Origin of the sequence: Rhizobium sp. PP-CC-3G-465 (assembly GCF_004343445.1) — a bacterium.
Lineage (GTDB): Bacteria > Pseudomonadota > Alphaproteobacteria > Rhizobiales > Rhizobiaceae > Ferranicluibacter > Ferranicluibacter rubi.
The window spans coordinates 351,707-376,071 of sequence record NZ_SLYH01000001.1 but is presented as its reverse complement, the minus strand read 5'-3'; the positions used below and the strand labels follow the sequence as shown (position 1 = coordinate 376,071).

The following is a 24,365-nucleotide window of genomic DNA, read 5'->3' as shown; positions in this document are numbered from 1 at the left end:
AAGAAGGAATGGCTTTTTATTATCTATCAAATCCTTAGAATTTCTACGTTTGCAGCAGGCCCACATTCGGTGGAAAGTGCGCCAACTCGAAGCGAATGGATGTGATACCCTCATGACGATCACCGATGTGCGCCTGTCTGCTGCGGTTCAGGCAGGCCAGCCCAGGGTTGGCGCCCGCAAGACCATCGCCATCATCGGCGGCGGGTTTTCCGGTGCGGCGGTCGCCTATCACTTGGCCGGAAACGCCGACGTCGCCTTCCAGACCGACATCGTCGTCTTCGAGCCCCGCGCCGAAATCGGCCGCGGCCTTGCCTACGACACCGCCGATCCGGCCCACCGCATCAACGTGCCTGCAGCCCGCATGAGCCTGCGCCCGGACGAGCCCGAGCACTTCGCAGCCTGGCTGGAGCGGACGAACGCGACCGCCGAAGACAGCCAGGCGAGACGCCCGGATGGCGCGCTCTACCCGCGACGCGGCATTTTCGGCGCCTATGTCGCCGACAGTCTGAAACCACACATCGAAAGCGGCGCTGTGCGCCACGTCCGCTCGGCCGTGACGGCGGTGCGCAGCGTTGCTGGCGGATGGGAAATCGAGGACGACACCGGGACGCGCCACGACGCCGCAATCGTGGTCATCGCCACGACGCATCCACCACCGGCCCCGCCCCGCGCGCTCGTCGAGGCGCTGGGTAACCATCCGCGCTTCGTGCCCGATCCGACGCGACCCCACTCCCTCGCCTCGATTCGCCCGGACGACGATGTCCTCATCGTCGGAAACGGCCTGACGTCTGCCGACGTCGTCGCCTCGCTCACAGGCAACGGCCATTATGGCCGCATCCTCTCCGTCTCGCGCCGAGGCTTGCGCTCCCGCGGCCATGCGCCGTTCCCGCTGGAACCCTTTGGCGACTTTCTCACCCCACCGCCCACCTCTGCCCGCGAGCTCGTTAAACGCGTCCGCAACGCGATCCGCACGGCGGAAGCCTTTGGCCTCACATGGCATGCCGTCATCGATCAGGTTCGCACACAGGCCGCCACCTTCTGGCCCTACTTGCCGATAACGGAACGCCGCCGGATCGTTCGACACCTCCGGGTCTTCTGGGACGTCCATCGCTTCCGCATCGCCCCGCAGGTCGAGCAGGCCCTCGATACGGCGATCGAAACGGGCCGTCTCGACATCGTCGCAGGCTCCGTCCGGCAGGCCCTTATCGAGGGTGACCGCATCCGCGTCACGCTGAAGCTGAAAGGGTCGGCCAGCACCATCGAACGCCTCTTCGACGCCGTGGTCGTCACCACCGGCCCCGCCCATGGCGGCATTCTCGACAGCCAGGGCTGGCTGCGGGATCTCCGGGACGCCGGCCATCTCCGCCTCGACCCGACCGGCCTCGGCATCGATTGCGACGCGGAATCCCGCGCGCTCGACACGGATGGCAAGCCGGACGACAGCCTCCTGATCTCCGGTCCCCTTGCCCGCGGTCGCTTCGGCGAACTGATGGGCCTGCCGCAGGTGAGCGAGCACGCCCGCCTCGTCGCCGCCCGCGTCGCCGACGCACGCATAGCGCAACGGCACGCCACCGGGATCACCGCACCGTAAGAGCCAATAAAAACGGAAATCCATTCCCGGTGCGATGCCCGCAGTGGCATTCTCTTCTTTGTCTAGCATTCAAGTAGACATTATCGTGCCGGCCTATCGGAGATGGGCAGCACATACGTATCTGCCACATCGCCCGCGCCGAACACATGCCGGCAGCTTCGAGCCCGGCCATTCCGGAAGGAAAATGCGATGAGCCTTGCCAAGACCTCTTCAGCCGCAAACGGCGTCAGCGCTGCAGCCAAAGCGCCGCTGTCCATCGTGCAGTTCGATGGAACAGAGCAGTTGAAGCAGGCCATGCGCCACGTCGCCGCCACGGTCTCCGTCATCACCGCGGGCACGGACGACCGGACGGGCGCCACGGTCACCTCCGCCACGGCCCTGAGCGTCGATCCCCCGACGATGATCGTCAACATCAACCGCTCGTCCTCCAGCTGGCCGGTGATCGCCCGCCACGGCCATTTCTGCGTCAACATCCTGTCGGACGACCAGCAGGACATCGCCGATCGCTTCGCCGGAAAAGGCGGCCTCAGAGGCCCCGCCCGCTATGACGGCGCCGAGTGGACAACACTCGCCAGCGGCGCCCCCGTCCTCAGCGACGCCCTCTCCGCCATCGACTGCGAAGTCGAGCACATCATCGAACACCACACCCACGCCATCATCATCGGCCGCGTCCTCGCCATCCGGCAAAAGGAAGGCGCACCCTTGCTCTACCACAATGGTGGATACGGCACGTTCCGGGGGTAGAGGGAGCCCCTTCGGGGGTGGCTTCGGAACTATTCGCAAGAGACTCGATGGCGAGGTCCAGGCTTTTCCTGACGGACGACGGCGCTTAGCAACATGGATGTTGAGGCAGGCTCTTGGCGCAAGTCCCGCAGGTGTACTTGCCACGTGCAATCGCTTTTACGTAGAAAAATTCCAATTTTTTCGATAACTTAATGAGAATTGAAGGCCCGGAGGGAACCAAGAAATTCGGCACAACATTTTGTTATCGCTCAGCTTTCTTGAGCATGCATGCTTGGCGTATTAACACCCATACCAACACTTTTTTGGGATTGCATGGGATTTCTGTGGACTATCTCACGGTAAAGTCTGTGCCCAAAGCTTTTCATAAGCTGCGATCTTGTCCACCGTCAGCACATCGTCGAAGCGCATCACCGTCGCTGGAGCCCTTGTGCCGAAGTCTTTCAATGACTGAGTGATTATCCAAGCTGTGCTGCCATCGATGCATATCACCCGATCGTGGATTGTTCCAATCAACGCAACCCTCAATGTCACAGCCCGGGTTGGGTGCGTGGCATTCCACTTTTCCAGCGCGGGCTGGAGCAGGGCAAACCTTTTGGCTACACTAGTCGTGAGGAGACGAGGCTTGCTCCATCCGCCAAGTGTCCCGCGTAATCACGTAGCACGCTATCGTCCAGATATGGATCGACGACTAGCAGATCACGGGTCCCCTCGCCAAACAGACCAGATATGCTCCGGAACGCGCCCCATAAGTCACCCGGCTGAATAAAAGCGTTGCCGTTGCTGTGCGGCAGCTGAGCCTCTACACGCGACAACGCTCGATTGACGCACCCCATGATCGCTTGAGCATTCATCCGCCGCAACGCGCTGTCTAGATTGTCCGAAGAGACTTTGAATGTGACCGCGTCGGCCAATCCCGAAATAGATTCCACTGAGACATAGGCCCTGCCCAACCACCGCCGAATCTCTGGCAGTTGGACGTCGCATATCAACAGATTAGGGGCGCTATCAACTAGCGCCTTCAACTCGGCGTGTAGCTGTTCCGGAGTGCGATTCTTATCCATCCACAATAGGTAGCAGATCCACGTCAAGAGGGGAGCCACAAGTCATTGGTAGGCCCGGAGGGACTCGAACCCCCAACCAAGCGGTTATGAGCCGCCGGCTCTAACCATTGAGCTACAGGCCCTGACGGCGGTGCCGTTGCGGGAGGTCAATGGTGGCCTCCGCGGGATGGCTTTAGCGGAATTTCGGGATTGTCACAAGGGACCGCCGTATTCCCTTCACATTCGGCCCGCAACAAGGTTGCAGGGACGAAATAGATGAAGAGAAAGAACCTGATATGACGTCAACGCTCCGCCTGCGCCGTGCCCTTCCGGCTGGCCTCGCCGCCACTCTCGCGCTCGCCCTGGCGACCACGGCGGCCCTGCCCGCTTTCGCCCAGACACCGCCGCCGCATCGCGAGGCCGTGATCGAGGTCAGCGGTGAGGGACGCGCGGCTGTCGCGCCGGATATGGCGATCCTCTCCTTCAGCGTGGTGACGGACGGCAAGACGGCGCGGGAAGCGCTCGACGGCAACTCGAAGGCGATGACCGATGTGCTGGGCGCACTGCGCACCGGCGGCATCGCCGATCGGGATCTCCAGACCTCCGGCTTTGCCGTCAATCCGCAGTACCGCTACCCCGAAAACAACAACGGCACCGAGCCCCCGACCCTCATCGGCTATCAGGTGGCCAACACGCTGACCGTGCGTCTGCGCGAGATCGCCAAGCTGGGCGCGATCATCGATCAGGCCGTGACGCTCGGCGTCAATCAGGGCGGCAGCATCCAGTTTACGAACGACAAGCCGGAGGCAACGCTCAACGAAGCCCGCAAGGCCGCCGTTGCCGACGCGATAACCAAAGCGCGGACGCTTGCCGAAGCGGCAGGCGTCAAACTCGGGCGGGTGATCGAGATCAACGAGAATGCCGGTCGCCCCGAACCGATGCCCATGGCCCGCGCCATGGCCAAGGATATGGCCGAAACGTCCGTTCCGATCGCCAACGGCGAAAACAACTACAACGTCACGGTCAACGTGACCTTTGCAATCGATCCCTGACAGCAAAGGTACAAGCGGCGAGCCTTGTCCCGGCTCGCCGCTCCGTTTCTGGTGGATAGGAATATCCATCGCCGCTCATGAGATCCCAGGCGGGGCGGCGACGGAGGAGATTCGCGCCGGAGCAGAGGGACGGTGTGCTATCAGGATCTCTCCCTCTTCCCTGCGAATTCTCATCAAAAGCACCCATCATTGAAAAAGCCTGCCGGCTCCGTCTGGACCCGGCAAGCTTTTCGATTCATACGATCGGCAATCCGAAGGTGCCTATTGCAAGGCCGGTGGCTCGATTACCGGCCGAGAGCAGGGCATCCCCGGACATTTGCGAATGTCACCGTGCGGAAACCGCCGCGGAAGCGGCCTTCGACGACGACGCGGCGCGGGGTGACGTCGACCACGCGGGCGCGGCGCAGGCCGTAGGCGCTGGCCTTGTCGGCAGCAAGCCACGGTGCGCAACGACCACGGCGATCACGGCCCCAGTCGCGGCGGTCGCGATCGTGGCGGTTGCGCGACCAGTCGCGCTCGTCGCGATACTGAACATCGACGACGGAGCCAGAGTACAGGCCGAGACGGATCTGGTCGGCGGATGCGGTGCCGGCAAAGGCGGAAAGGCCGGAGACGCCGATCAGCGCAGCAACGGCAAGTCGGGTGATCATGGTTTTCATGGAGCGTTTCCTCGATCTTCTGGAGCGCACCGGCGTCGCCGCAGGGCGTTCATCTGTTGCTCGCCGTCTTCCGGCGAAGGCCCCTTTTCTAGCGCGAGGAAGCTGAACGCAGGTAAAATCGCACATTCACGTACCGTTCATTTTGAACGAGGCGCACGAAGAGATGCGCTCTAGCGCAGCAATTGCTGCTCGAAGATGCGGATGTTCCGGTAATGGGTGAGGCGCGTCACGCTCGGCCCGTCGAACTCGAAGACGAAGACACTCGGGATCGAATAGGACTGCCCGCTTGCCGGGGGAAAGCCGGCCATGCTCTCGCGATAGTGTCCGCGCGCTGTGACATCCACGGCGACGCGCTGGCCAAGCTGATCGCGCATCGGCACCATATCGACGAATTCTTCGTCAAAATGCCGAAAATAGCTCATGATCGCCAAGCGCAAGGGATGCGAGCCGATGGCGCGCTGTCCGGTCAGGGTATCCAATGCCGCATCTTCGTCCAGAAACTCTGCGATCGTTTCGAAATCGCGGTGGTTCAGAGCCTCCATGAAGCGCTGCGCGATCGTCTGTACATCGGTCATCTCTCCTCCATCGTCGTCCGCCCACGCTTTATCAAAGCATAGGCCCATGAGAAAAAGATGATGTGGGAGTGGCCGATGTCAAGCGGTGGTCTCGTTCGGACCGTTTCCGCTCGGCCGGAACGAATGCCCCCGACTAACGTCCCAGATGAAGCACCACCTCGCGCCGATGCGGGCGCTGGCGATGTTCGAAGAGATAGAGGCCTTGCCACGTGCCGAGCACAAGGCGCCCCGCCGATACGGGAATGCCGATCGACACGGCGGTAAGCGCCGCCTTGATATGCGCCGGCATGTCGTCCGGGCCCTCGTCGGTGTGAATGACCCAGCGCATCGACGGGTCGTCGGACGGCGGCACGAGGCGCGAGAAGAACGTGTCGAGATCCCGCCGCACATCCGGATCGGCATTTTCCTGGATAAGCAGCGAGCAGGAGGTGTGACGGACGAACACCGTCATCAAGCCCTCCTCGACCCCGGACTGTCGCACGAAGGCCTGCACCTCGCCGGTAAACTCATAGAGCCCCGCGCCGCGGGTCGATACGGTCAGCATGGTCTGTGGCATGACATCTCCCGGATGCTGATGGATCGGCGGAAGCCCACTCTATACCTGAACCAGCGTGTTGAACCCACCATAGATCATTCTCTGCCCGTCGAACGGCATGGCGTCCGGATCGATCTTCAGTCGCGGATCCGCCATGACCTTCGGCACGATCAGATCCCGCTCGGCCTTGGAGGCGTAGACGATCCAGGCGAAGATCACCACCTCATCCCCGGTTGCCTGCACGGCGCGGGGAAACGAGGTGACCTGCCCATAGGGCAAATCGTCGCCGACGCATTCCACGTAATCCAGCGCGCCATGCGCCTTCCAGACTGCGCCGGCCAGCCGCGCGAGGTCCGCATAGTCGTCGAGCCGATCCCGGCGCACGGCGACGATGAAACCATCGACGTAGGTCATATCTCCTCCTTTCACGCGCAAGAGCGTGCGTTCGTTATGGCGAAAGAAGGCGAAGGCTGGCGAGATGTTCCGCAACGAGGGGGAAGCCGACCGCAAAGGTGAAATCTTAATCCGCCGGGAGACGGCGGCTGGCCCAGGCGCTGCGCGGAATCGCTCCGCCAAGGGCAAAGCGGAAGGCCGTAATCGTATCGTACGTGGCGTTGACGGTGCATTCGAACGTGATCTCGCGCCACACGCCACGGGATCGGACGGCGCCACCGCGGGCGCTGAGATGCTGCCCGGAGATCAAGCCGCCATTCCTCCCGAACACCTTGATAATCTCCGGGACAAACGCCGCGCTGGAGTGTCGTGTCTGCTCAAGCGCCTCGATGCTGCAGATCTGCACGAGACGTACGTCCGGCGGTAACTTGTCCAAGGCGCCGCGCACACGCGGATCCGCCAGAATGTTCTTGGAGTAAAGAGTCTTCGCCGGCTTCGGCGCCGGCGCCGGGGTGGGCTTTGCCTGCGGGATGGCAGGCGTAGCGGGAACATAGGCCGCCTGCTCACTCGGCGTCATCGGGGAGTCGTCCGCGCTCTCGGACGGCGTAGCGGCTGGCGTTTCCTCTGGGCTCTTACCATCCTCACGGAGAGGTGTTTCGCGCAAAGGCTGCTGCTCTTGCTCGGCAGAAGGTGGTTCGGTGGCGGGCTTCGGTAATGCCGGGGGAACGGCCTCCCCCTTTCCTTCGCCCGACGTGGTCGTGCCCACGAGGATCTCCGGTACGGCTGACGACGTCTCCGTCTGTTCGGGCGCTGGCGCTGGCGTTGGTGATGCGGCCGCACCCGGCGTCGGTTCCGTGACAGGCGCTTTGGCCGTGGCGGGAGGTGCCGTATCCGATTTCTCCGCGGCTTGCGCAGGGCTCCTCGATGGCGCCCCGACCGGCTCGGGCGGTACCGTATCAGCTTGTTTCGCCTCACCATCCGGTGCCGGCATATCGACGGGGTCCGGTGGCGCATCCGGCTCCGCCGCTGCAGACGCTTCGAAGGGCTGCGATGGCGCGGCGGGCGGCGTCGGCTCGGCTGGAGCTGGTGTCGCGCCAGATGGTGGCGGAGGAGATGCAGACTCCGGCTTGGCGGCAGCGGCCGGCGACCGCGGTGCCTTCTCCGCTTTCGTCGCCTCAGGCTCTGGCTGCGGTGGCGGTGGTTCCGGCTCGGGCACGATTTCCACGGTGACGCTCGGCTCGACGGGCGCCTCCGCCGTTTTCTCGGGAAGTTGCAGGAGGAACGGAGCAACCACGGCGGCATGGAGCGCGAGCGAGGCGAGGATCGCCAGGAGAGGTTTATCGTACCGCCGCTGAGAAGAATCTGATGTCACGGGGATGGACATAGGCACTTTCCGCCGCAAGACCAAGCGGAGGGCGGTCTCGCCGGCGTTTTCTCATCACGGATAAGGATCAGCTTTCTGCCTGCACGGGTTCCAAGCCAAGTTCCCACGACATCTTCGCCATGGCGATGACATCGGCATAGGCACCGTTGCGAAACGCATAGGCCCGCAAAAGGCCCTCGCCGCGAAAGCCAGCCCGCTCGTAAAGCGCGATCGCGCCCGCATTGTCGGAAAACACCGTCAGTTCCACACGCCGGATCTGCAGCCAGTTGAAAGCCGCATCCAGAAGCGCATCGAGCAGCGCCACGCCGATACCCTGCCGTTGAAAATCGTCATGAACGCCGAGGCCGAGAATGGCGACATGCTGGCGCCGGCCGGTCTGGCGGTGCAAGCCGCCCAGCCCGACGATCCGCCCATTGAGCTCGGCCACCACCACCGTTGATGCCGCCTCCCCGCCTGACCCCAACCACCGGGCCGTTACGTCTTCGCTTTGAAACGGTAGCCTTTGCGTACCCGCGCGATAGAGCGGAAGATTGGAAAGCTCCGTGATCCCCGCGACATCGCGCTGCTCCGCCGCTCGAAGTCTCAGCCCCTCGGGAAGACGACGATCGGCATAAGGATGGGAGAACGGTGATGGATCAGGCATGGATCGCTCCTTGAAGGGTCAAGGGCGAGCCGTCACCGGGCCACCCTTTGGAAGGGGGCACGGACGGCGGAACAGACGATCAGTCCGGACAACGCTCCGCACACCCCATGCGGGATGTCACGATGCAGGTCGTCATGAAGCAGATGCGGTTCATAAGGCAAAGCGTAGGCAGCTTACGGCCGACAGTCAAGGCGGCCGGCTGGCACCTCAGCCCATAAACGAAAACGGCGCCCGCTTGTCGCGGGCGCCGTATCTTTCTCTGGTCCGAGCCTGTGGCTCAGCTGTCGAGGAACGACCGCAGCTTGCGCGACCGGCTCGGGTGCTTGAGCTTGCGCAGCGCCTTCGCTTCGATCTGGCGAATACGTTCGCGGGTGACCGAGAACTGCTGGCCGACTTCTTCCAGCGTGTGGTCCGTGTTCATACCGATGCCGAAGCGCATGCGCAGGACGCGCTCTTCGCGCGGCGTCAGCGACGCCAGAACGCGTGTCGTCGTCTCGCGCAGGTTCGCCTGAATGGCAGCATCGATCGGCAGCAGCGCGTTCTTGTCCTCGATGAAGTCGCCGAGATGGCTGTCTTCCTCGTCGCCCACGGGGGTTTCGAGCGAAATCGGCTCCTTGGCGATCTTCAGGACCTTGCGGACCTTCTCGAGCGGCATGGCCAGCTTCTCGGCCAGCTCTTCCGGGGTCGGCTCGCGGCCGATCTCGTGCAGCATCTGGCGCGATGTGCGGACGATCTTGTTGATCGTCTCGATCATGTGCACCGGAATACGGATCGTGCGGGCCTGGTCGGCAATCGAACGTGTGATCGCCTGCCGAATCCACCATGTGGCATAGGTCGAGAATTTGTAACCACGACGATACTCGAACTTATCGACCGCCTTCATGAGGCCGATATTGCCTTCCTGAATAAGATCCAGGAACTGAAGGCCGCGGTTCGTGTACTTCTTGGCGATCGAGATCACGAGGCGGAGGTTGGCTTCCACCATCTCCTTCTTCGCGATCCGGGCTTCACGCTCGCCCTTTTGGACCATGTGAACGATCCGGCGGAATTCCGAGATCGAAATGCCGGTTTCCGTCGCCAGATTGTGGATCTCGCCGCGGATCGTGCTGATCATGTGCTCTTCGTTCTTCACGAAGGGCGCCCAGCCACGTCCCGTCAGGTTGCTGACCGTTTCCATCCAGTTCGTCACGAGTTCGCTACCGGAATACTGCTCCAGGAACGAGTCGCGCTTCACGCCGTAGCTTTCAGCAAGACGCAACAGCTTGCCTTCGTTCTGCACCAGCCGCTTGTTGATGTCATAGAGCTGCTCGACCAGGTTATCGACACGATTCTGGTTGAGCGACAGCGACTTCACGGCGGTGATGAGCTCGTCTTTAAGCTCCTTGTACTTCTTTTCCTGAGCGGATGTCAGCGATCCCGTCGCGGCATTCATCCGCAACTCGACCTGCTGATCCTGCAGCTTGCGCAGCTTCTTGTAGGTCTCGGCAATGATGTCGAGCGTTTCCATGACCTGCGGGCGCAGTTCCGCTTCCATCGCGGCGAGCGAAAGGTTCGACTCGTCGTCGTCCTCTTCCTCCTCCTCGGGCGGCAGGCCCTCGCCACCGACATTGGTAATATCGTCTTCGCTGGTGCGCGAACGGCGGGTCTTTTCCTTCTCTTCGGCCGCCTTGCGATCCGCCTCGATCTTCTCAGGCGACTGGAACTGCGGCGCAGCCTTGGCCTCCGGACCCGAATAGGTCGTTTCGAGATCGATAATCTCACGCAGCAGCGTCTGGCCTTCGTTCAGTTCATCACGCCAGATGATAATGGCCTGGAACGTCAGCGGGCTCTCACAGAGGCCCGCGATCATCGTCTCGCGACCGGCCTCGATGCGCTTGGCGATCGCGATTTCGCCCTCGCGCGAAAGGAGCTCGACCGAGCCCATTTCGCGCAGATACATCCGCACCGGATCGTCGGTGCGGTCGGTCGGTTCTTTCTTCTTTGCGGTTGCAAGCGCGGTGCCGCTGGAGGTCGCGATCTCGCCGCCCTCGCTATCGGGCTCGTCGTCGCTTGCCTCTTCCTCGCCGCCGGATGCGTTCTCGTCGACCTCTTCGTCCTCGACGACATTGATGCCCATGTCGGACAACATGGCCATCGTGTCTTCGATCTGCTCGGAGGTCACCTCTTCGGACGGGAGCACGGAGTTCAGCTCGTCCATCGTGACGTAGCCGCGCTTCTTGGCGGCCTTGATCATCTTCTTGACCGCGTCGTCCGAGAGATCGAGAAGCGGGCCGTCCGTTGCGCCGTCGCGTTCAGATTCGGCTTCTTCGTTCTCTTTGACTTTGGTTGCCATTCTTCGTCGCTTTCTTTGGACCAGCATTCCACGTTGGAGCGGTGACGAGCCGTGTGGCCCGGGCGCCTTTCGGCGCAACACCGCGAACATTACCCCTGACCTAACGGGCTGATATTAATTCCCGATTAACCACGGCATATGCCGCGATCATCCCGGTCGGCTGCGACAGCAGCACGCTCCAAACATCACTTGCATGATGATCGTTTCCGCCGTATCCAATAAACCTTCCAAGCCAAAGACGGTTGATTCCCAGATTCTTCGGCTACGTCAAGCTCTTCCGGCAGAAAACAGCGCAATTAGGCGAAAAACGCCGTAATTAAGGCTCGGCATTGCCGCTATGTCTATCTGCTAGGCAGATGTAGGACGTTTCACCCGCAAGACAAGAGCAAGACGAAAGGTTGCGCACGCAAGCAACCGCGCTCGTCTTTTTTCACCCGAGACACCTGCAAGGGTAAGTGAAATCTCACATGACTTTCTTGCACTTGGCATGAAAAGAGCCCTTCAACAGGACGATGGCTGCGTTCACGTGTGATGGTCCGGCTAAACCACAGCATACCGTCGAGAGACAGGCTTAAGGACAGGCGGACACTATCCGCGGAACGTCCGGATGACCTCCAGGAACTGCTCGCCGAACCGCTCCTTCTTGCTCTGCCCGATGCCGGGAACATCCAGCAGATCGTCCGCATCATCCGGCCGCATCTTGGCAAGCGCGATCAGCGTCGTATCCGGGAAGACGACATAGGGCGGCACGTTCATGCCGCGGGCGATTTCCGCACGCTCCGCCCGGAGCGCCTCGAAGAGTTCGAGATCCGACCCGTCCAGTGCCGCCTTTTCCTTTGCTGCCGGCGAGCGTGCATTTCTGGCCGCCTTGGCAGATGTCGGGCGGTCCTTGCGGAACCGCACTTCCGTCTCCTTCTTGAAGACCGCCCGCGCCGTCGGCTCCAGCTTCAGGGCGCCGAACGCAGCGTGATCGACGCTGAGAAAGCCGGCAGCCAGCAACTGCCGCAGGATCGACTGCCAGGTCTTCGCCGCAATCTCCTTGCCCGCCCCGAACACCGGCATATCCGCATGGCCAAACCGCGTCGTCTTCTCGTTCACCGTGCCGGTGAGTACATCGATGACGTGACCTGCGCCAAAGCGTTCGCCCGTGCGATAGACGGCCGCCAGCGCTTTGATGGCCGCCTCCGTGCCATCCCATGTCTCCACCGGATTGAGGCAGGTATCGCAATTGCCGCAGCCGCCGGCATGGCGCTCGCCGAAATGCGCGAGGATCGCCTGCCGCCTGCAGGACGCCGTCTCGCAGATGCCGAGAAGCGACCCGAGCTTGCCCCGCTCAATGCGCTTGATGTCTTCGGCCGCCCCGCCTTCGTCGATCATCTTGCGCCGCTGGATGACGTCGGCCATGCCATAGGCCATCCAGGCCTGAGACGGCAGGCCGTCACGCCCGGCGCGCCCTGTCTCCTGGTAATAGGCCTCCACAGAGCCCGGCAAATCGAGATGCGCTACATAGCGCACATCCGGCTTGTCGATCCCCATGCCGAAGGCGACCGTCGCCACGAGGCAGAGGTTTTCCTCCTTTAGGAAGGCGTCCTGGTTCGCGTCACGCACGGCGCGGTCCATGCCGGCATGGTAGGCGCGCGCGCGGATGCCCTGCCCGTTCAGCCACTCCGCCGTGTCCTCGACCTTCGCACGCGACAGGCAATAGACGATGCCGCTCGCGCCCTTGTGTCGCGAGAGAAAGCGAAGCAATTGCTGGCGCGGCTGGTCGCGCTCGACGATCTCATAGGCGATGTTCGGCCGGTCGAAACTCGAGCTGAACACGCGCGCATCCGAGAGCGCCAGCCGCTCGATGATATCGCCGCGCGTCTGCGGATCGGCGGTCGCCGTCAGCGCCAGACGAGGCACACCGGGATAGAGCGTCGCCAGTTGCCCGAGCGTGCGATATTCCGGCCGGAAATCATGCCCCCATTGCGATACGCAGTGTGCCTCATCGATCGCGAACAATGCGATCTCCACCCCCGCCACCATCTCGCGAAACCCGTCGGTCACGATCCGCTCCGGCGTGACGTAGAGCAGATCGAGCGTCCCGTCGCGCACCGATCGCCGCACGTCGATGAAGTCTTCGCGCGACAGCGACGAATTCAGCGCCGCAGCCCGAACGCCGAGCGCCTTCAAGGCCTCCACCTGGTCGCGCATCAGCGCGATCAAAGGAGACACGACGATCCCGAGCCCGGATCGGCACAGCGCCGGCACTTGGAAACAGAGCGACTTACCGGCCCCCGTCGGGAACAGCACCACCGCATCCCCGCCCGAAACCACATGCTCGACCACCTCACCCTGCTGTCCGCGGAAAACGGAATAGCCATAGACGGCTTTCAACACATCCAGCGGCGCCTTGCCGGTTGCTTGAAACGTGGTCTGCCCGGACTCCCGCCGTTGTCTGCCCGGTGGATCGAGAACCGGATCGTTACGTGTCGAGAAAGAAGGCACTTGAGAAGATGTCATGAAAGCCATTCTGCACGATTCCACCAGCCCGCGCGAGGGCGCTGGCTGCCGAACGCCATGAAGACCACAGCAGAGTGCACCTGCCTGCCCATCTGGCGTGGCTTAAGAGAATACAGAAAGAGGGACGAAAGAAAAGCGATTTGTTCTTGATTTGTTCATAATATGAATTAGGATTCCCTCATGAACGACACGCGCCTCTTCGCACAGACCAGAGCGGGTCGCGTGTTGGAAACCATCAACCGGAGCAGGGACAAGGAGCAGCGGAATGACCTCTACAGTCCATCCGTCATTTGGCACCCGGCCCTTTGACCCGTCCGGAGAGCACGCCAAATCCTTCGATAATCGCCTCCTGATTCTCCAGGCGCTCCACTTCGTTCTGCACCTCTTCCATATTGCGCAGGACAAGGCTTGCCAGTTCGTCGTCACCATCTTCCGTTGCCCGTGCGAGATCCCGCTCCAGCTCGCGACGCTGCCAGAGAAGCGCCTTCGTGCGCTTGTGCAGTGCCAGAGCCTGTCGATAGCCTTCCAGCGCATCGGCAGGATCGGCTGCCTGCGTGGCGATCCAGAGGCGGGCGAACCGAACCTGCTGGTCGAGCATGGCGAGAAGCCCGGCGAAACCGGCGGCCTCGAGGTTTTCGACCAGCATCTCGCGCGTCAGCCGCGGCCCCTTGGCGGCGGCCGCGTTCAGCACCTGCGACCAGAGGCGCTGAAGCTCCTTGCTCTCGTAGTCGATCACCGAGATCTCGTCATATTCGGCAAACAGCACGTCGGGATGATTGACGATCGTCAGGGCCAGCACGCTTTCCTTCAGCGGCGGCAGCGACTGCACGCCGGAGACGATCGAGGACCGTGCCAGCCGGTCGGATACGCCCGAAAGACTGCGCATCGGCGCCGATTCCTTGCCGAAACCGCCGCGACCGCCGGATCGGCCACCGCCTGGCCCGCCGCTCCTTTGTCCGCCACCGGGCTGGAAGCCACCCGTCCCTCCGCCGCGCCCATGGTTTCCGCCCTGAAAGCCGCCGCCTTGGAAGCCGGAGCGCTGCGGCCCGCGCAGATAGGTATTGAGCCGGTCGCGCATCGCCTGGCCGTAGTGCCGGCGAACGCTCTCGTCGCCGATCACGCCCACGACCTGCTTCAGCTTCGCCTCGAGCTCCGCCCGCTTTTCCGGCGTCTCGAAGCTTCCCGACTGGATCTCCCGGGTCCAGACCATTTCGGAAAGGGATCGTGCCGCCACCAGAACGCGGTCAAACGGCGCCCGTCCCTCTTCCCGCACGAGATCGTCGGGGTCCTTGCCGTCCGGCAGCAGCGCGAACCGCACGGAGCGACCGGGCTTCAGGTGCGGCAGCGCGAGATCGACGGCGCGATTGGCAGCCCGGATACCGGCACCGTCACCATCGAAGCAGAGGATCGGCTCCTGCGTCAGCTTCCAGAGAAGCTCCAGCTGGTTCTCGGTCAGCGCCGTCCCAAGCGGTGCCACCGCGTTCTCGATCCCCGCCTGATGGAGAGCGATGACGTCCATATAGCCTTCGACGGCGATGATCGTGTCGTTGCCGTCGGCGCCCCCCAGCGTTCGGCGGGCGCGGGCAAAATTATAGAGCACGTTACCCTTGTGAAAGAGTTCGGTCTCGTTGGAATTCAGGTACTTCGCGGGCGCATCGGGCGACATGGCCCGCCCGCCGAACGCGATCACCTTCTCGCGCGACGACAGGATCGGAAACATGATCCGGTCGCGAAAACGGTCGTAGGATACCGCGATGTCGGGACCGTGCACCACGAGACCGCAGGCCTCGATCTGCTCGCGCGGAATGCCCTTGTTGGCAAGGTGCTCCTTCAAGGCGTTGCGGCTTTCCGGCGCGTAACCGAGCCGGAAGGTCTCGATCGTCCGCCCCGTCAGGCCCCGGTCACGCAGATAGGCCCGCGCGCGGGCGCCGTTCGCAGTCTGAAGCTGATCCTGAAAGAATTGCGTCGCCATTTCCATGACGTCCTGCAGGGTGGAACGCTCCCTGTCGCGCTTCTCCGCTTCCACGTCCGGCTGCGGCATGGCAACACCGGCGAGATCGGCGATCTGCTGCACGGCCTCGGGAAAGCTCATCCCGTCGAGTTCGTTCAGAAACCGGAAATGATCGCCCGAAACACCGCAGCCGAAGCAATGGTAGCGCCCCTTCCGATCTTCACAGTGGAAGCTCGGCGACTTCTCTCCGTGAAAGGGGCAGCAGGCCCAATAGTCGCCCTTGGACGCGTTGGTTTTCTTCCGGTCCCAGGTCACGCGCTTGCCGATCACGTCCGAAATCGGAACGCGATCCTTGATCTCTTCGAGAAAGGTCGGGGAAAAACGCATGCGCCCGATATAGTCGCTTGCGCGCCGTACTGCTACAGCGCGCAACATCCCTCACCGCTATCCACAGGCAAGACACTCGCCAGCGGGAAAAGCGAAGCCGGCATCCATGTCATCGACCGCCAGACATCGCGCAGACGAACGGCATCAGGCGCCCGACAGAAGGCCCTTCAGCACGCCGGATGCCTTGGCGAAATCCATCTGGCCGGCATGCCGCTCCTTCAGGATCGCCATGACCTTGCCCATGTCTTTCGGCCCCGTTGCCTCAGCATCGGCAATGGCGACCGCAACGACCTCCTTCACCCGCGCTTCGGAGAACTGCTCCGGCTGGAAGTCGGCGATGATGACGATTTCCTCGCGCTCATGGGTCGCCAGTTCCGGCCGGCCGGCATCCTCGTAGACCTTCGCAGATTCTTCGCGCTGCTTGACCATTTTCGCAAGGATCTGCAGCAGTTCGTCATCGGTCGTTTCCGGCTTGCCGACGCCGCGATTGGCGATATCGCGGTCCTTCAGCGCGGCCTGCACCAGTCGCAGCGTGGAAACCCGGCGGGCATCCTTGGCCTTCATGGCCGTCTTCAGGGCATCGTTGATCGTGTCGCGCAGCATGGGTATCTCCCTTGTCTCTTGTGGGTGTGTCGTCTCTTGTGGGTGTTTCGTCCTGGCGGCCCTCATAGACCATCGGCAAGGCCGCAACAAACAGCTTCGTCATCAGATGGGATGGCCGGCGACCTCTTGCGAGCAGCGCGGGGCGCGGCTGCATTATTCAGCGGATTTCCATTGGCAGTGGTTGACCGCGCGCAACCGCGCGCTTATGTCGAGGACCTGCACCAAGAGAGACCCGAATTGCGACCCGCGCCCGCATGCGCCGGGCGGCACCGGGTGCTGAGAAGCTTGGCGACCCGGTGGCCCGATCTTCCGCCGCCTCGCCGCAACGGGATGACGCCGATGACCGCTCCATGGACCATTGAAACCGCAACCGCCATGCTCGTCCTGGCGGACGGCACCGTGATCGAAGGCAAGGGCATCGGGGCGACCGGCGCCGTTCCCGCCGAAGTCTGTTTCAACACGGCCCTCACCGGCTACCAGGAAATCCTGACCGACCCGTCCTATCTCGGCCAGATCGTCACCTTCACCTTCCCCCATATCGGCAATGTCGGCGCCAATGACGAAGACATCGAGGACCTGACGCCGGCAGCTCGCCACGGCGCGGTCGGCGTCATCTTCAAGGCCGATATCACCGACCCCTCCAACTACCGCGCCGTGCGCCATCTCGACGCCTGGCTGAAGGCCCGCGGGATCATCGGCATGTGCGGCATCGACACGCGCGCTCTGACGGCCTGGATCCGTGAGAATGGCGCCCCGAACGCCGTCATCGCCCATGATGCCAATGGGCAGTTCGACATCGACGCGCTGAAGGCGATGGCGAAGGACTGGAGCGGCCTCGAAGGCCTCGACCTCGCCAAGGTCGCGACCTCGGGTCAGTCCTCTGTCTGGAATGAAAAGCCCTGGGTCTGGAACGAGGGCACGGCCACGCTGACGGCGGATGCGGCAAAGTACCATGTCGTCTGCATCGACTACGGTGTGAAGCGCAACATTCTGCGTCTCTTCACCGGGCTCGACTGCAAGGTCACGGTCGTGCCGGCAACGGCGAGCAAGGACGATGTTCTCGCGCTCAACCCGGATGGCGTCTTCCTCTCGAACGGCCCGGGAGATCCGGCAGCGACCGGCGAATATGCCGTGCCTGTCATCCGCGAGCTGATCGAAACCGACATCCCGGTCTTCGGCATCTGCCTCGGCCACCAGATGCTGGGCCTTGCGCTCGGCGGCAAGACCGAAAAGATGCACCAGGGCCATCACGGCGCCAACCATCCGGTGAAGGACCATACGACCGGCAAGGTCGAAATCGTCTCGATGAACCATGGCTTCGCGGTCGACTCGGCCTCGCTCCCGGCCGGCGTCGAGGAGACCCACGTCTCTTTGTTCGACGGCACCAATTGCGGCCTGCGCCTCTCCGGCAAGCCCGTCTTCTCCGTCCAGCATCACCCTGAAGCCTCCCCCGGCCCGCAGGACAGCCACTACCTCTTCCGCCGCTTCGTCAATCTGCTGCGCGAAAAGAAGGGCGAGGTCGCTCTGGCGGAACGCGCCTGATGGGCTGACGCAGGCTGAGCCGCCGGATCGCCGCCGGTCAGCTTGCCAGCAGCCGGCGTCGAGGACGGAACCTCGGCGCGGATCGACGCGGCGGTTGACGGAACGCGCCTGCCCGATGCGCGCCGGAGTTATCCCCACCGTCTGAGACGGAAGTCCTGTCGGAACCCGCCCGAACCTGCGAGGCAGGGGCCGAACTCTCTCCTAAGCCGTTTCGCTCAGCTTGCGAACGATCCGGAAGAACCGCGCGTTCAGCAGCACGGCTGCGGCGAGCAGGCCGAGCGAGAAGCCGTACCAGACGCCCTGCCCGCCGAAGCCGAGTGGAAAGGCGAAGATCCAGGCGGAGAAAAAGCCGATCGGCCAGTAGGAGATCAGCGCCAGCACCATCGGCACCGTCGTGTCCTTCAACCCGCGCAACATGCCAGCAGCAATGGCCTGGAGGCCATCGACAAGCTGGAAGGCGCCGGCGATGACGATCAGGGGGCCTGCATAGGCCAGCACGAGCGCTGCATCCGTCCGGGTCGTATCAAGATAGAGCGCGGCGAGCGCGTAGGGGATGACGGCAAACAGCGTGGATCCGAGAGCCGCGCAGATGATGCCAAGCGCGAGTGCCGAGATGCCGGCTTTGCGCACGCCCTCCATGTCGCCGCGGCCATAGGCAAGCCCGACGCGCACGGTGGCCGCCTGGGCAAGTCCGAGCGGGATCATGAAGGCGATGGAGGCAAATTGCAGGGCGATGCCGTGGGCCGCCAATTCCACCGTGCCGATCGTGCCCATGAGCAGCGACGCGACGGTGAAGAGGCTGACTTCGGCGAGAATCGTCAAGGCGATCGGCAGGCCCAGCAGCACGACTTCCTTCAGCGCATGCCAGTCGGGATTCCAGAACCGGACAAAGAGTTCGAAGCCGCGCAGTTCCGCATGTCGCTGGATGTAAACGATGGCAAGCACGAGGCCGAGGATGGCGACCGCCAGTGCCGCCCAGGCCGCCCCGACCATGCCGAGCGCCGGAAAGCCAAAATGGCCATAGATCAGCAGGTAGCAGAAGCCGGCATTGAGAACGAGCGTAATCAGGGTGATGTAGAGAATGATCCCCGCGCGCTCCAGTCCGCTGAGGAAGGCCCGCAGCACCATGAAGACGAGGCTCGGGAAGACAGCCCATTGTGCGACATGCAGATAGCCGGCGGCCTTCGCCGCCACCTCCGGCTGCTGGCCGGCAAAGAGCAGGATCGGCTCGGCCAGCCACAGGATCGGCGCGGTGAGGACGCCGTAGATCAGCACCGCCCACATGCCCATGCGCACGGAACGCCGGGTCGAGACGACGTCACCACGCCCCACGGCCTGTGCCACCATCGGCACGACCGCGTTGGAAAAGCCGGATCCGAACACGAAGATGGTGAAAAACATCTGCGTCGCGAGAATGATGGAGGCAAGCTCCGTCGCACCCAGCTTGCCCACCATCACCACGTCGGTGGTGTTGATGGCAAGCTGCGCGATCTGCGCGGCAACGAAGGGCACGCCGAGAATGACGCTCCCGCGGAAGTGTGCAGCCCAGGAATTGTCCCCACGGATATCCCCCGCAGCGGGGTGCGTTGACGTCAGCATGATCGAAAAGCCTCTGGTCCGTCGCGGCCGGAATGGGCTCACGCGACGTGTCGCTCATAGCGCGAATGGCAGCAAACCTCCAGCGAGAGGCAGGCACTGCTGGAAATTTCATCCAGACATCACGGAGATTGATCGTTTTCGAGGCAGTTTCCGATCAGATCCTCGGAATTTCGGCGGATGCGTCCTTCGGTTTCAGGCGAGTCACGTAGAGGAAAACGGCGGCGGCGATGAGGACGGCGGAGAGGATGTAGGGTGCGCCGGCAAAGGTCACCGGCGCATCAGCCGCCGTGAACCGGCTGAAGATATGCGCGAAGACCAGCGGCCCGAGGATGGTCGTGAAGGAGGAGATGCTGGAAAGAGCGCCTTGAAGCTCTCCCTGCGCGGAAGGTGGTACCTTGGCAGCAGCGATCGAGCGCAGCGGCGGGTCGGCAAGGGCCTCCAGGCACGTTGCGGCGATCACGGCATAGACCATCCAGCCCTGGAAGGCGAAGGCATAGCCGAAAAGCCCGACGCAGCAGAAGACGAGGCCGACCGCGCCGGCGCGCCATTCGCCGAGCACGGGAATGATGCGCGGCAGGATGAAGGCCATGACGATCGCGCTGCAGATCCCGAAGACGCCGAGCGACAGGCCGATCTGCCCCTCGCTCCAGCCATAGCGATAGGTGGCGACGAAGGACCAGACGGAGGGATAGACCGCATGGGCCTGCCAATAGAGGAAGAACACCAGCAGCACCCAGCCGATGCCGGGATAGCTGCGCATCTGGCGCAGTGCGCCGAGCGGATTGGCGCGCCGCCACTCGAAGCGCCGGCGATGCTTGCGCTCCAGCGTTTCCGGCAGCAGGAAGAAGGCAATTACGAAATTGACGAAGGAGAGCAGCGCCGCACCATAGAACGGCACACGCGGTCCGAACTCGCCGAGCGCGCCGCCGATGACCGGCCCCAGCGCAAAGCCCGTGCCGAAGGCAATGCCGATGAGACCGAAATTCTTGGCGCGGTTGCTGTCGTCGGAAACGTCGGCGATGAAGGCCGAGGCGGTGGAAAAGCTGGCACCGGAGATGCCGGCGAGAATGCGGCCGACGAACAGCATGCCGAAACTCGTGGCCAGCGCGCAGATCAGGTTGTCGATCGCGAATGTCAGCACCGATGCGAGAAGAACCGGGCGGCGGCCGAACCTGTCGGAGAGATTGCCGATCAGCGGAGCAAACAGAAACTGCATGCCGGAATAGACAAGCAGCAGCCAGCCGCCATCAATGGCCGTGTCGCTGACCGTATCTCCCGTCAGTTCCGCCAGAAAGGCCGGCAGCACCGGCATGATGATCGCGATGCCGATGATGTCGAGAAAGAGGATCATGAAAACGAGGAAAAGCCCCCGCCTCGCGGATGCCGGATCGATCATGCCAAACCTCCCCACTCCCGCACCGCGCGTCTCGAAGACACGAGGCCCTAACGCAAACCGTCCGACCCTGTCGGGCTCCGTCTGCTTTCCGCTGCTGTAGAGGCAAGCAGGAAGCGAGGCAACGGCCATTGTCGCTCCGATCCTCGCCGCGCATACCGGCGGCGGAAAGAGAACAGGACCCGGCCGTGTAATACGGTTTCCGGTTGATCAGACCGGAAACCGTATTCCGTCCATTGAAAATCTGGCCTTCCGGCCAGAGATTTTCGATGGCTCTTGATTTCCGGTTCGCGAAGCGATCAGCCGGAAATCGTATAAGATGGTCCGGGTCGCGCAGCGGCAATGCGTCGATCGGGCGCGGATCAGGCGCCGACGGCGCCGTCCTCGATCTTACGGATCGCGACGACGGACGGCCGGGGCAGCGTGCCCTTGAAGTCCGGCCAGAGGGTTTCGGCCTTGTCCAGCGTTTCGGCATCCTCGGCCGGATGCTGTACGGAGACGAACAGGGTCTTGCCATCGGGCGTGAAGCAAGGCCCGGTCGCCTCCGCACCGGCCGGGCAGGTGAAAAGCAGCTTCGGCAGGCCGCGGGCCGGACCTTCCGTGTCGATGCCGTAGATCCCGTCCGGCAGGCCAAAATCATTCGCCCCATCCGTCGCGACCCAGAGCCGGCCGGAGGGGTCGAAGGTGATGTTGTCGGGACAGACGAACCAGCCGTTTTCGGAGGTTTCCGGATGGAAGCTCGCCTTCGTCGCCGCATCGGCCGGATTGCCGGCGAGAACGAACAGGTCCCATTCATAGATGTCGGCTGTATGGTCTGCATCGCGGCCGCGTCCGCCGGGCGGGATCAGCTCGACGATATGCCCCCACAGGTTTTCCGGCCGGGTGTTGGCAGGGTTCAGCTTGTCCTGTGTGCGCTTCTTGTTCTTGGTCATGACGGCGTAGACGCGGCCCGTCACCGGGTTGGTCTCCATGTCTTCCGGCCGGTCCATCGGCGTCGCGCCGACCGCGTCTGCGGCAAGCCGCGTCTTCAGCAGCACCTCCGCCTGAGAGGCAAAGCCGTTTTCGGCCGTCAGCGGCCCCTGCCCGTGCACCAGCGGCAGCCAGTGCAGCGTACCGTCAGGATCGAAGCGCGCAACGGACAGGATGCCATCGTCGAGAATGTCCTTCGCCGTTTCCGGCTTTGCGGAGTCGAAGGCCGCCTTGGTGACGAAGCGATAGGTGTATTCGAAATAGTCGTCGTCGCCCATGTAGACGACGATCCGGCCGTCCTTGTTGTGCACGACCGTGGAAGCCTCGTGACTCATGCGGCCGAGCGCCGTGCGTTTGATGGGCGTGGAAGACGGATCGTAAGGGTCGATCTCGACCACCCAGTCGAAACGGTTCGGCTCGTTGGGCTCCTTGGTCATGTCGAAGCGATCATGGAAGCGGGCGCGGCCATAGATATCGGAACCGTCGAAGCCGTAGCGCTCCAGCACCGGCGCGATCGCCGACCCGTCCGGCTTGCCGCCGAACGTGTCGGAAGCACCCTCCTCGCAGGTCAGCACCGTACCCCAGGGGGTGACGCCGCCGCCGCAATTGTAGTTCGTGCCGCGCACGAGGCGGCCTTCCGGATCGTCCTTGGTCTTGACGAGATCATGGCCGGCGACCGGGCCGGACAGCGCCATCGGCGTTTCCACCGTCAAGCGGCGGTTGTAGGTGCTGTCCTGAACCATGGCCCAGGCGCCATTCTCCATCTTCACCTCGACGATGGAATGACCCATGGCCGCCATGCCGAAATCCACCTGCTCCCGCGTCATCTTCGCACCGGCATCGTCCTCGGTCATGCCGGGAAAGATCACGTTCGGGGAGATATATTCGTTGTTGACGCAGAGCAGGCCATGATTGGCGCTGTCGGAACCCTTGGGCAGCGGCATGAAGGCGATATAGTCGCAATTATAGCCGAAGCGCATCAGCTGTTCTGCAGCGGAGGGCACGGTTCCGTCGAAGGCGGACGTAGATCCGGTCATCGGATCGCCCCAGCGCGCGACCACGTCGGCCTTGTAGCCGGGCGCAACCGCCATGTCCTTGTCGTAGACGCGCTTCAATTCGGTGAATTGCAGGGTGGACGCAGCCGATGCCGCAAAACTCTCCTCTGCAAACAGCGAGCCGACGAAGCCGGTGCCGGTCGCGGCGATGGTTCCCATCGCCGTAAAGCCCTTGAGAAAGCTTCTGCGCGAAGCCCGGGCCGCGATGATGTCGCGGATGACGGGCGATGAAATGCTGGGACAGTCTGCCATGACGAGCGCTCCTGGTGCGTTGGAATGCGCCTGGATTATCGGCTGCTCATGACATGGAAGAGACAGATGGCATGCGGACGGAACAAAGCCGCCCGCATGCCGGATCGGTCAAACCGGGTTGTTGAACGTATCGCAGGCCTGCAGCTGTCCGCTGTCGAAGCCGCGCTTGAACCACGTCGCCCGCTGCTTTGACGTGCCATGGTTGAAGCTTTCCGGCACGACGTAACCCTGCGTCCGCTTCTGCAGCGTATCGTCGCCGATCTGGGTCGCAGCATTGAGCGCTTCTTCGAGGTCGCCCTGCTCCAGCAGGCCCTTCTGCTGCGTATACTTGCCCCAGATGCCTGCGTAGCAGTCGGCCTGCAACTCGGTGCGGACGGAAAGCTCGTTGGACGACGCCTCGTCCATGCCCTGCCGCTGCTCGTTGACCTGCGGCAGCGTGCCGAGCAGGTTCTGTACGTGATGCCCCACTTCATGCGCGACGACATAGGCCTGCGCGAAATCGCCGGAAGCCTCGAAACGCTGCGACAGTTCATCGAAGAAGGATGTGTCGAGATAGACCTTCTGGTCACCCGGGCAATAGAACGGCCCCGAAGCCGACGAGGCCTGACCGCAGGCCGACTGCACACCGCCCGTGAAAAACACAAGCTTCGGCTCGCGATAGGTCTGACCGTTCGACTGGAAGATGCCGTTCCACGTATCCTCGGTCTCGGCGAGAACCGTGCGGATGAAGGCCTTGGTTTCCTCCTGCTCGGCGGTGCCCTGCGTGCTTCCCTGGCTCTGCTCGTAGCCGGACTGTCCCGTCTGGCCGCCGTCGAGAACCTGCAGCAGGTCGATGCCCATCGCCTTGAAGATGAAGTAGATCACCACGAGGAAGATGATGGTGCCGATGCTCAAGCCGCCGCCGCGTCCGCCGCCCATGGGAATGCGGAAACCCCCTCCACGGCCGAAACCGCCCCGTACGGGCCCGGAGCCGCTCTGATCCTCGACATTGCTCGATTGGCGACGGCCCTTCCATTCCATGGCGGTTCACTCCCTTGGTTCGGCATCACGGATGCGATCGATATAACGCATGCCCGTGGAAAAGGTATCCCCGGCGCCGAATGCGTTTGCCAGCGCTTTTCCGACCGCATTTTCCTGTTGTGATCGCGATTTCGGGGTTTC

Annotated in this window: 18 protein-coding genes and 1 tRNA gene; 4 read left to right on the top strand and 15 right to left on the bottom strand. The window is 63.0% G+C overall.

Annotated elements, in window-relative coordinates; genetic code table 11:
• The first annotated feature begins 112 nt into the window (after nt 1-112).
• Nucleotides 113-1,591, top strand: coding sequence for an FAD/NAD(P)-binding protein (locus tag C8J33_RS01760; RefSeq protein ID WP_132662857.1), 1,479 nt, complete (start codon nt 113-115; stop codon nt 1,589-1,591).
• Nucleotides 1,592-1,780: 189 nt separating this feature from the next.
• Nucleotides 1,781-2,335, top strand: a complete 555-nt coding sequence (locus tag C8J33_RS01755; protein ID WP_110799277.1) for a flavin reductase family protein — start codon at nt 1,781-1,783, stop codon at nt 2,333-2,335.
• A gap of 1,107 nt (nt 2,336-3,442) precedes the next feature.
• Here the strand turns inward: C8J33_RS01755 and C8J33_RS01750 are convergent.
• Nucleotides 3,443-3,518: transfer RNA gene (locus C8J33_RS01750), tRNA-Ile, on the bottom strand.
• Nucleotides 3,519-3,671: 153 nt separating this feature from the next.
• Here C8J33_RS01750 and C8J33_RS01745 point away from each other — a divergent pair.
• Nucleotides 3,672-4,427: an SIMPL domain-containing protein gene (locus tag C8J33_RS01745; RefSeq protein WP_132662856.1), complete on the top strand. Its 756-nt coding sequence runs from the start codon at nt 3,672-3,674 to the stop codon at nt 4,425-4,427.
• 284 nt (nt 4,428-4,711) lie between these two features.
• Here C8J33_RS01745 and C8J33_RS01740 read toward each other — a convergent pair whose 3' ends face one another.
• From C8J33_RS01740 to C8J33_RS01695, 10 genes are all read right to left on the bottom strand, one after another.
• Nucleotides 4,712-5,086 carry a hypothetical protein gene (locus C8J33_RS01740; RefSeq protein ID WP_132447609.1) on the bottom strand — a complete coding sequence of 125 codons (375 nt, stop codon included), beginning with the start codon at nt 5,084-5,086 and terminating at the stop codon, nt 4,712-4,714.
• 170 nt (nt 5,087-5,256) lie between these two features.
• The gene (locus C8J33_RS01735) at nt 5,257-5,661 is read right to left on the bottom strand and encodes a ketosteroid isomerase-related protein (protein WP_132662855.1); all 405 of its coding nucleotides are present in this window, start codon (nt 5,659-5,661) and stop codon (nt 5,257-5,259) included.
• Nucleotides 5,662-5,794: 133 nt separating this feature from the next.
• On the bottom strand, nt 5,795-6,217 hold the full coding sequence (locus C8J33_RS01730) for a secondary thiamine-phosphate synthase enzyme YjbQ (RefSeq protein ID WP_132662853.1): 423 nt from the start codon (nt 6,215-6,217) through the stop codon (nt 5,795-5,797).
• Nucleotides 6,218-6,256: 39 nt separating this feature from the next.
• Complete coding sequence (locus C8J33_RS01725) at nt 6,257-6,610, bottom strand: DUF1428 domain-containing protein (RefSeq protein WP_132662852.1); 354 nt, start codon at nt 6,608-6,610, stop codon at nt 6,257-6,259.
• A gap of 106 nt (nt 6,611-6,716) precedes the next feature.
• Nucleotides 6,717-7,973, bottom strand: coding sequence for a DUF930 domain-containing protein (locus C8J33_RS27285; protein ID WP_132662851.1), 1,257 nt, complete (start codon nt 7,971-7,973; stop codon nt 6,717-6,719).
• A gap of 67 nt (nt 7,974-8,040) precedes the next feature.
• Entirely contained in the window at nt 8,041-8,616 is a 576-nt protein-coding gene (locus C8J33_RS01715) for a GNAT family N-acetyltransferase (protein WP_132662849.1), read from the bottom strand.
• Between the two features lie 277 nt (nt 8,617-8,893).
• The gene (gene rpoD, locus C8J33_RS01710; protein ID WP_110728286.1) at nt 8,894-10,948 is read right to left on the bottom strand and encodes an RNA polymerase sigma factor RpoD; all 2,055 of its coding nucleotides are present in this window, start codon (nt 10,946-10,948) and stop codon (nt 8,894-8,896) included.
• Nucleotides 10,949-11,536: 588 nt separating this feature from the next.
• Entirely contained in the window at nt 11,537-13,438 is a 1,902-nt protein-coding gene (gene recQ / locus C8J33_RS01705; RefSeq protein ID WP_422038028.1) for a DNA helicase RecQ, read from the bottom strand.
• Between the two features lie 301 nt (nt 13,439-13,739).
• The gene (gene dnaG, locus C8J33_RS01700; protein WP_132664417.1) at nt 13,740-15,791 is read right to left on the bottom strand and encodes a DNA primase; all 2,052 of its coding nucleotides are present in this window, start codon (nt 15,789-15,791) and stop codon (nt 13,740-13,742) included.
• A 144-nt stretch (nt 15,792-15,935) separates the two neighbouring features.
• A complete protein-coding gene (locus tag C8J33_RS01695) occupies nt 15,936-16,394 on the bottom strand; it encodes a GatB/YqeY domain-containing protein (protein ID WP_132662847.1) in 459 nt (152 codons plus the stop codon).
• Between the two features lie 330 nt (nt 16,395-16,724).
• On the opposite strand from C8J33_RS01695, the gene carA reads away from it, so the two are divergent.
• Complete coding sequence (gene carA / locus C8J33_RS01690) at nt 16,725-17,936, top strand: glutamine-hydrolyzing carbamoyl-phosphate synthase small subunit (protein ID WP_132662846.1); 1,212 nt, start codon at nt 16,725-16,727, stop codon at nt 17,934-17,936.
• A 201-nt stretch (nt 17,937-18,137) separates the two neighbouring features.
• Here carA and C8J33_RS01685 read toward each other — a convergent pair whose 3' ends face one another.
• The 4 genes from C8J33_RS01685 to C8J33_RS01670 form a co-directional block, all read right to left on the bottom strand.
• Entirely contained in the window at nt 18,138-19,535 is a 1,398-nt protein-coding gene (locus C8J33_RS01685; RefSeq protein WP_132662845.1) for an MATE family efflux transporter, read from the bottom strand.
• 154 nt (nt 19,536-19,689) lie between these two features.
• Complete coding sequence (locus tag C8J33_RS01680; RefSeq protein WP_132662844.1) at nt 19,690-20,931, bottom strand: TCR/Tet family MFS transporter; 1,242 nt, start codon at nt 20,929-20,931, stop codon at nt 19,690-19,692.
• Between the two features lie 359 nt (nt 20,932-21,290).
• A complete protein-coding gene (locus C8J33_RS01675; RefSeq protein ID WP_132662842.1) occupies nt 21,291-23,204 on the bottom strand; it encodes a PhoX family protein in 1,914 nt (637 codons plus the stop codon).
• Between the two features lie 108 nt (nt 23,205-23,312).
• A complete protein-coding gene (locus C8J33_RS01670; protein ID WP_110799303.1) occupies nt 23,313-24,224 on the bottom strand; it encodes a neutral zinc metallopeptidase in 912 nt (303 codons plus the stop codon).
• Between the last annotated feature and the right edge of the window lie 141 nt (nt 24,225-24,365).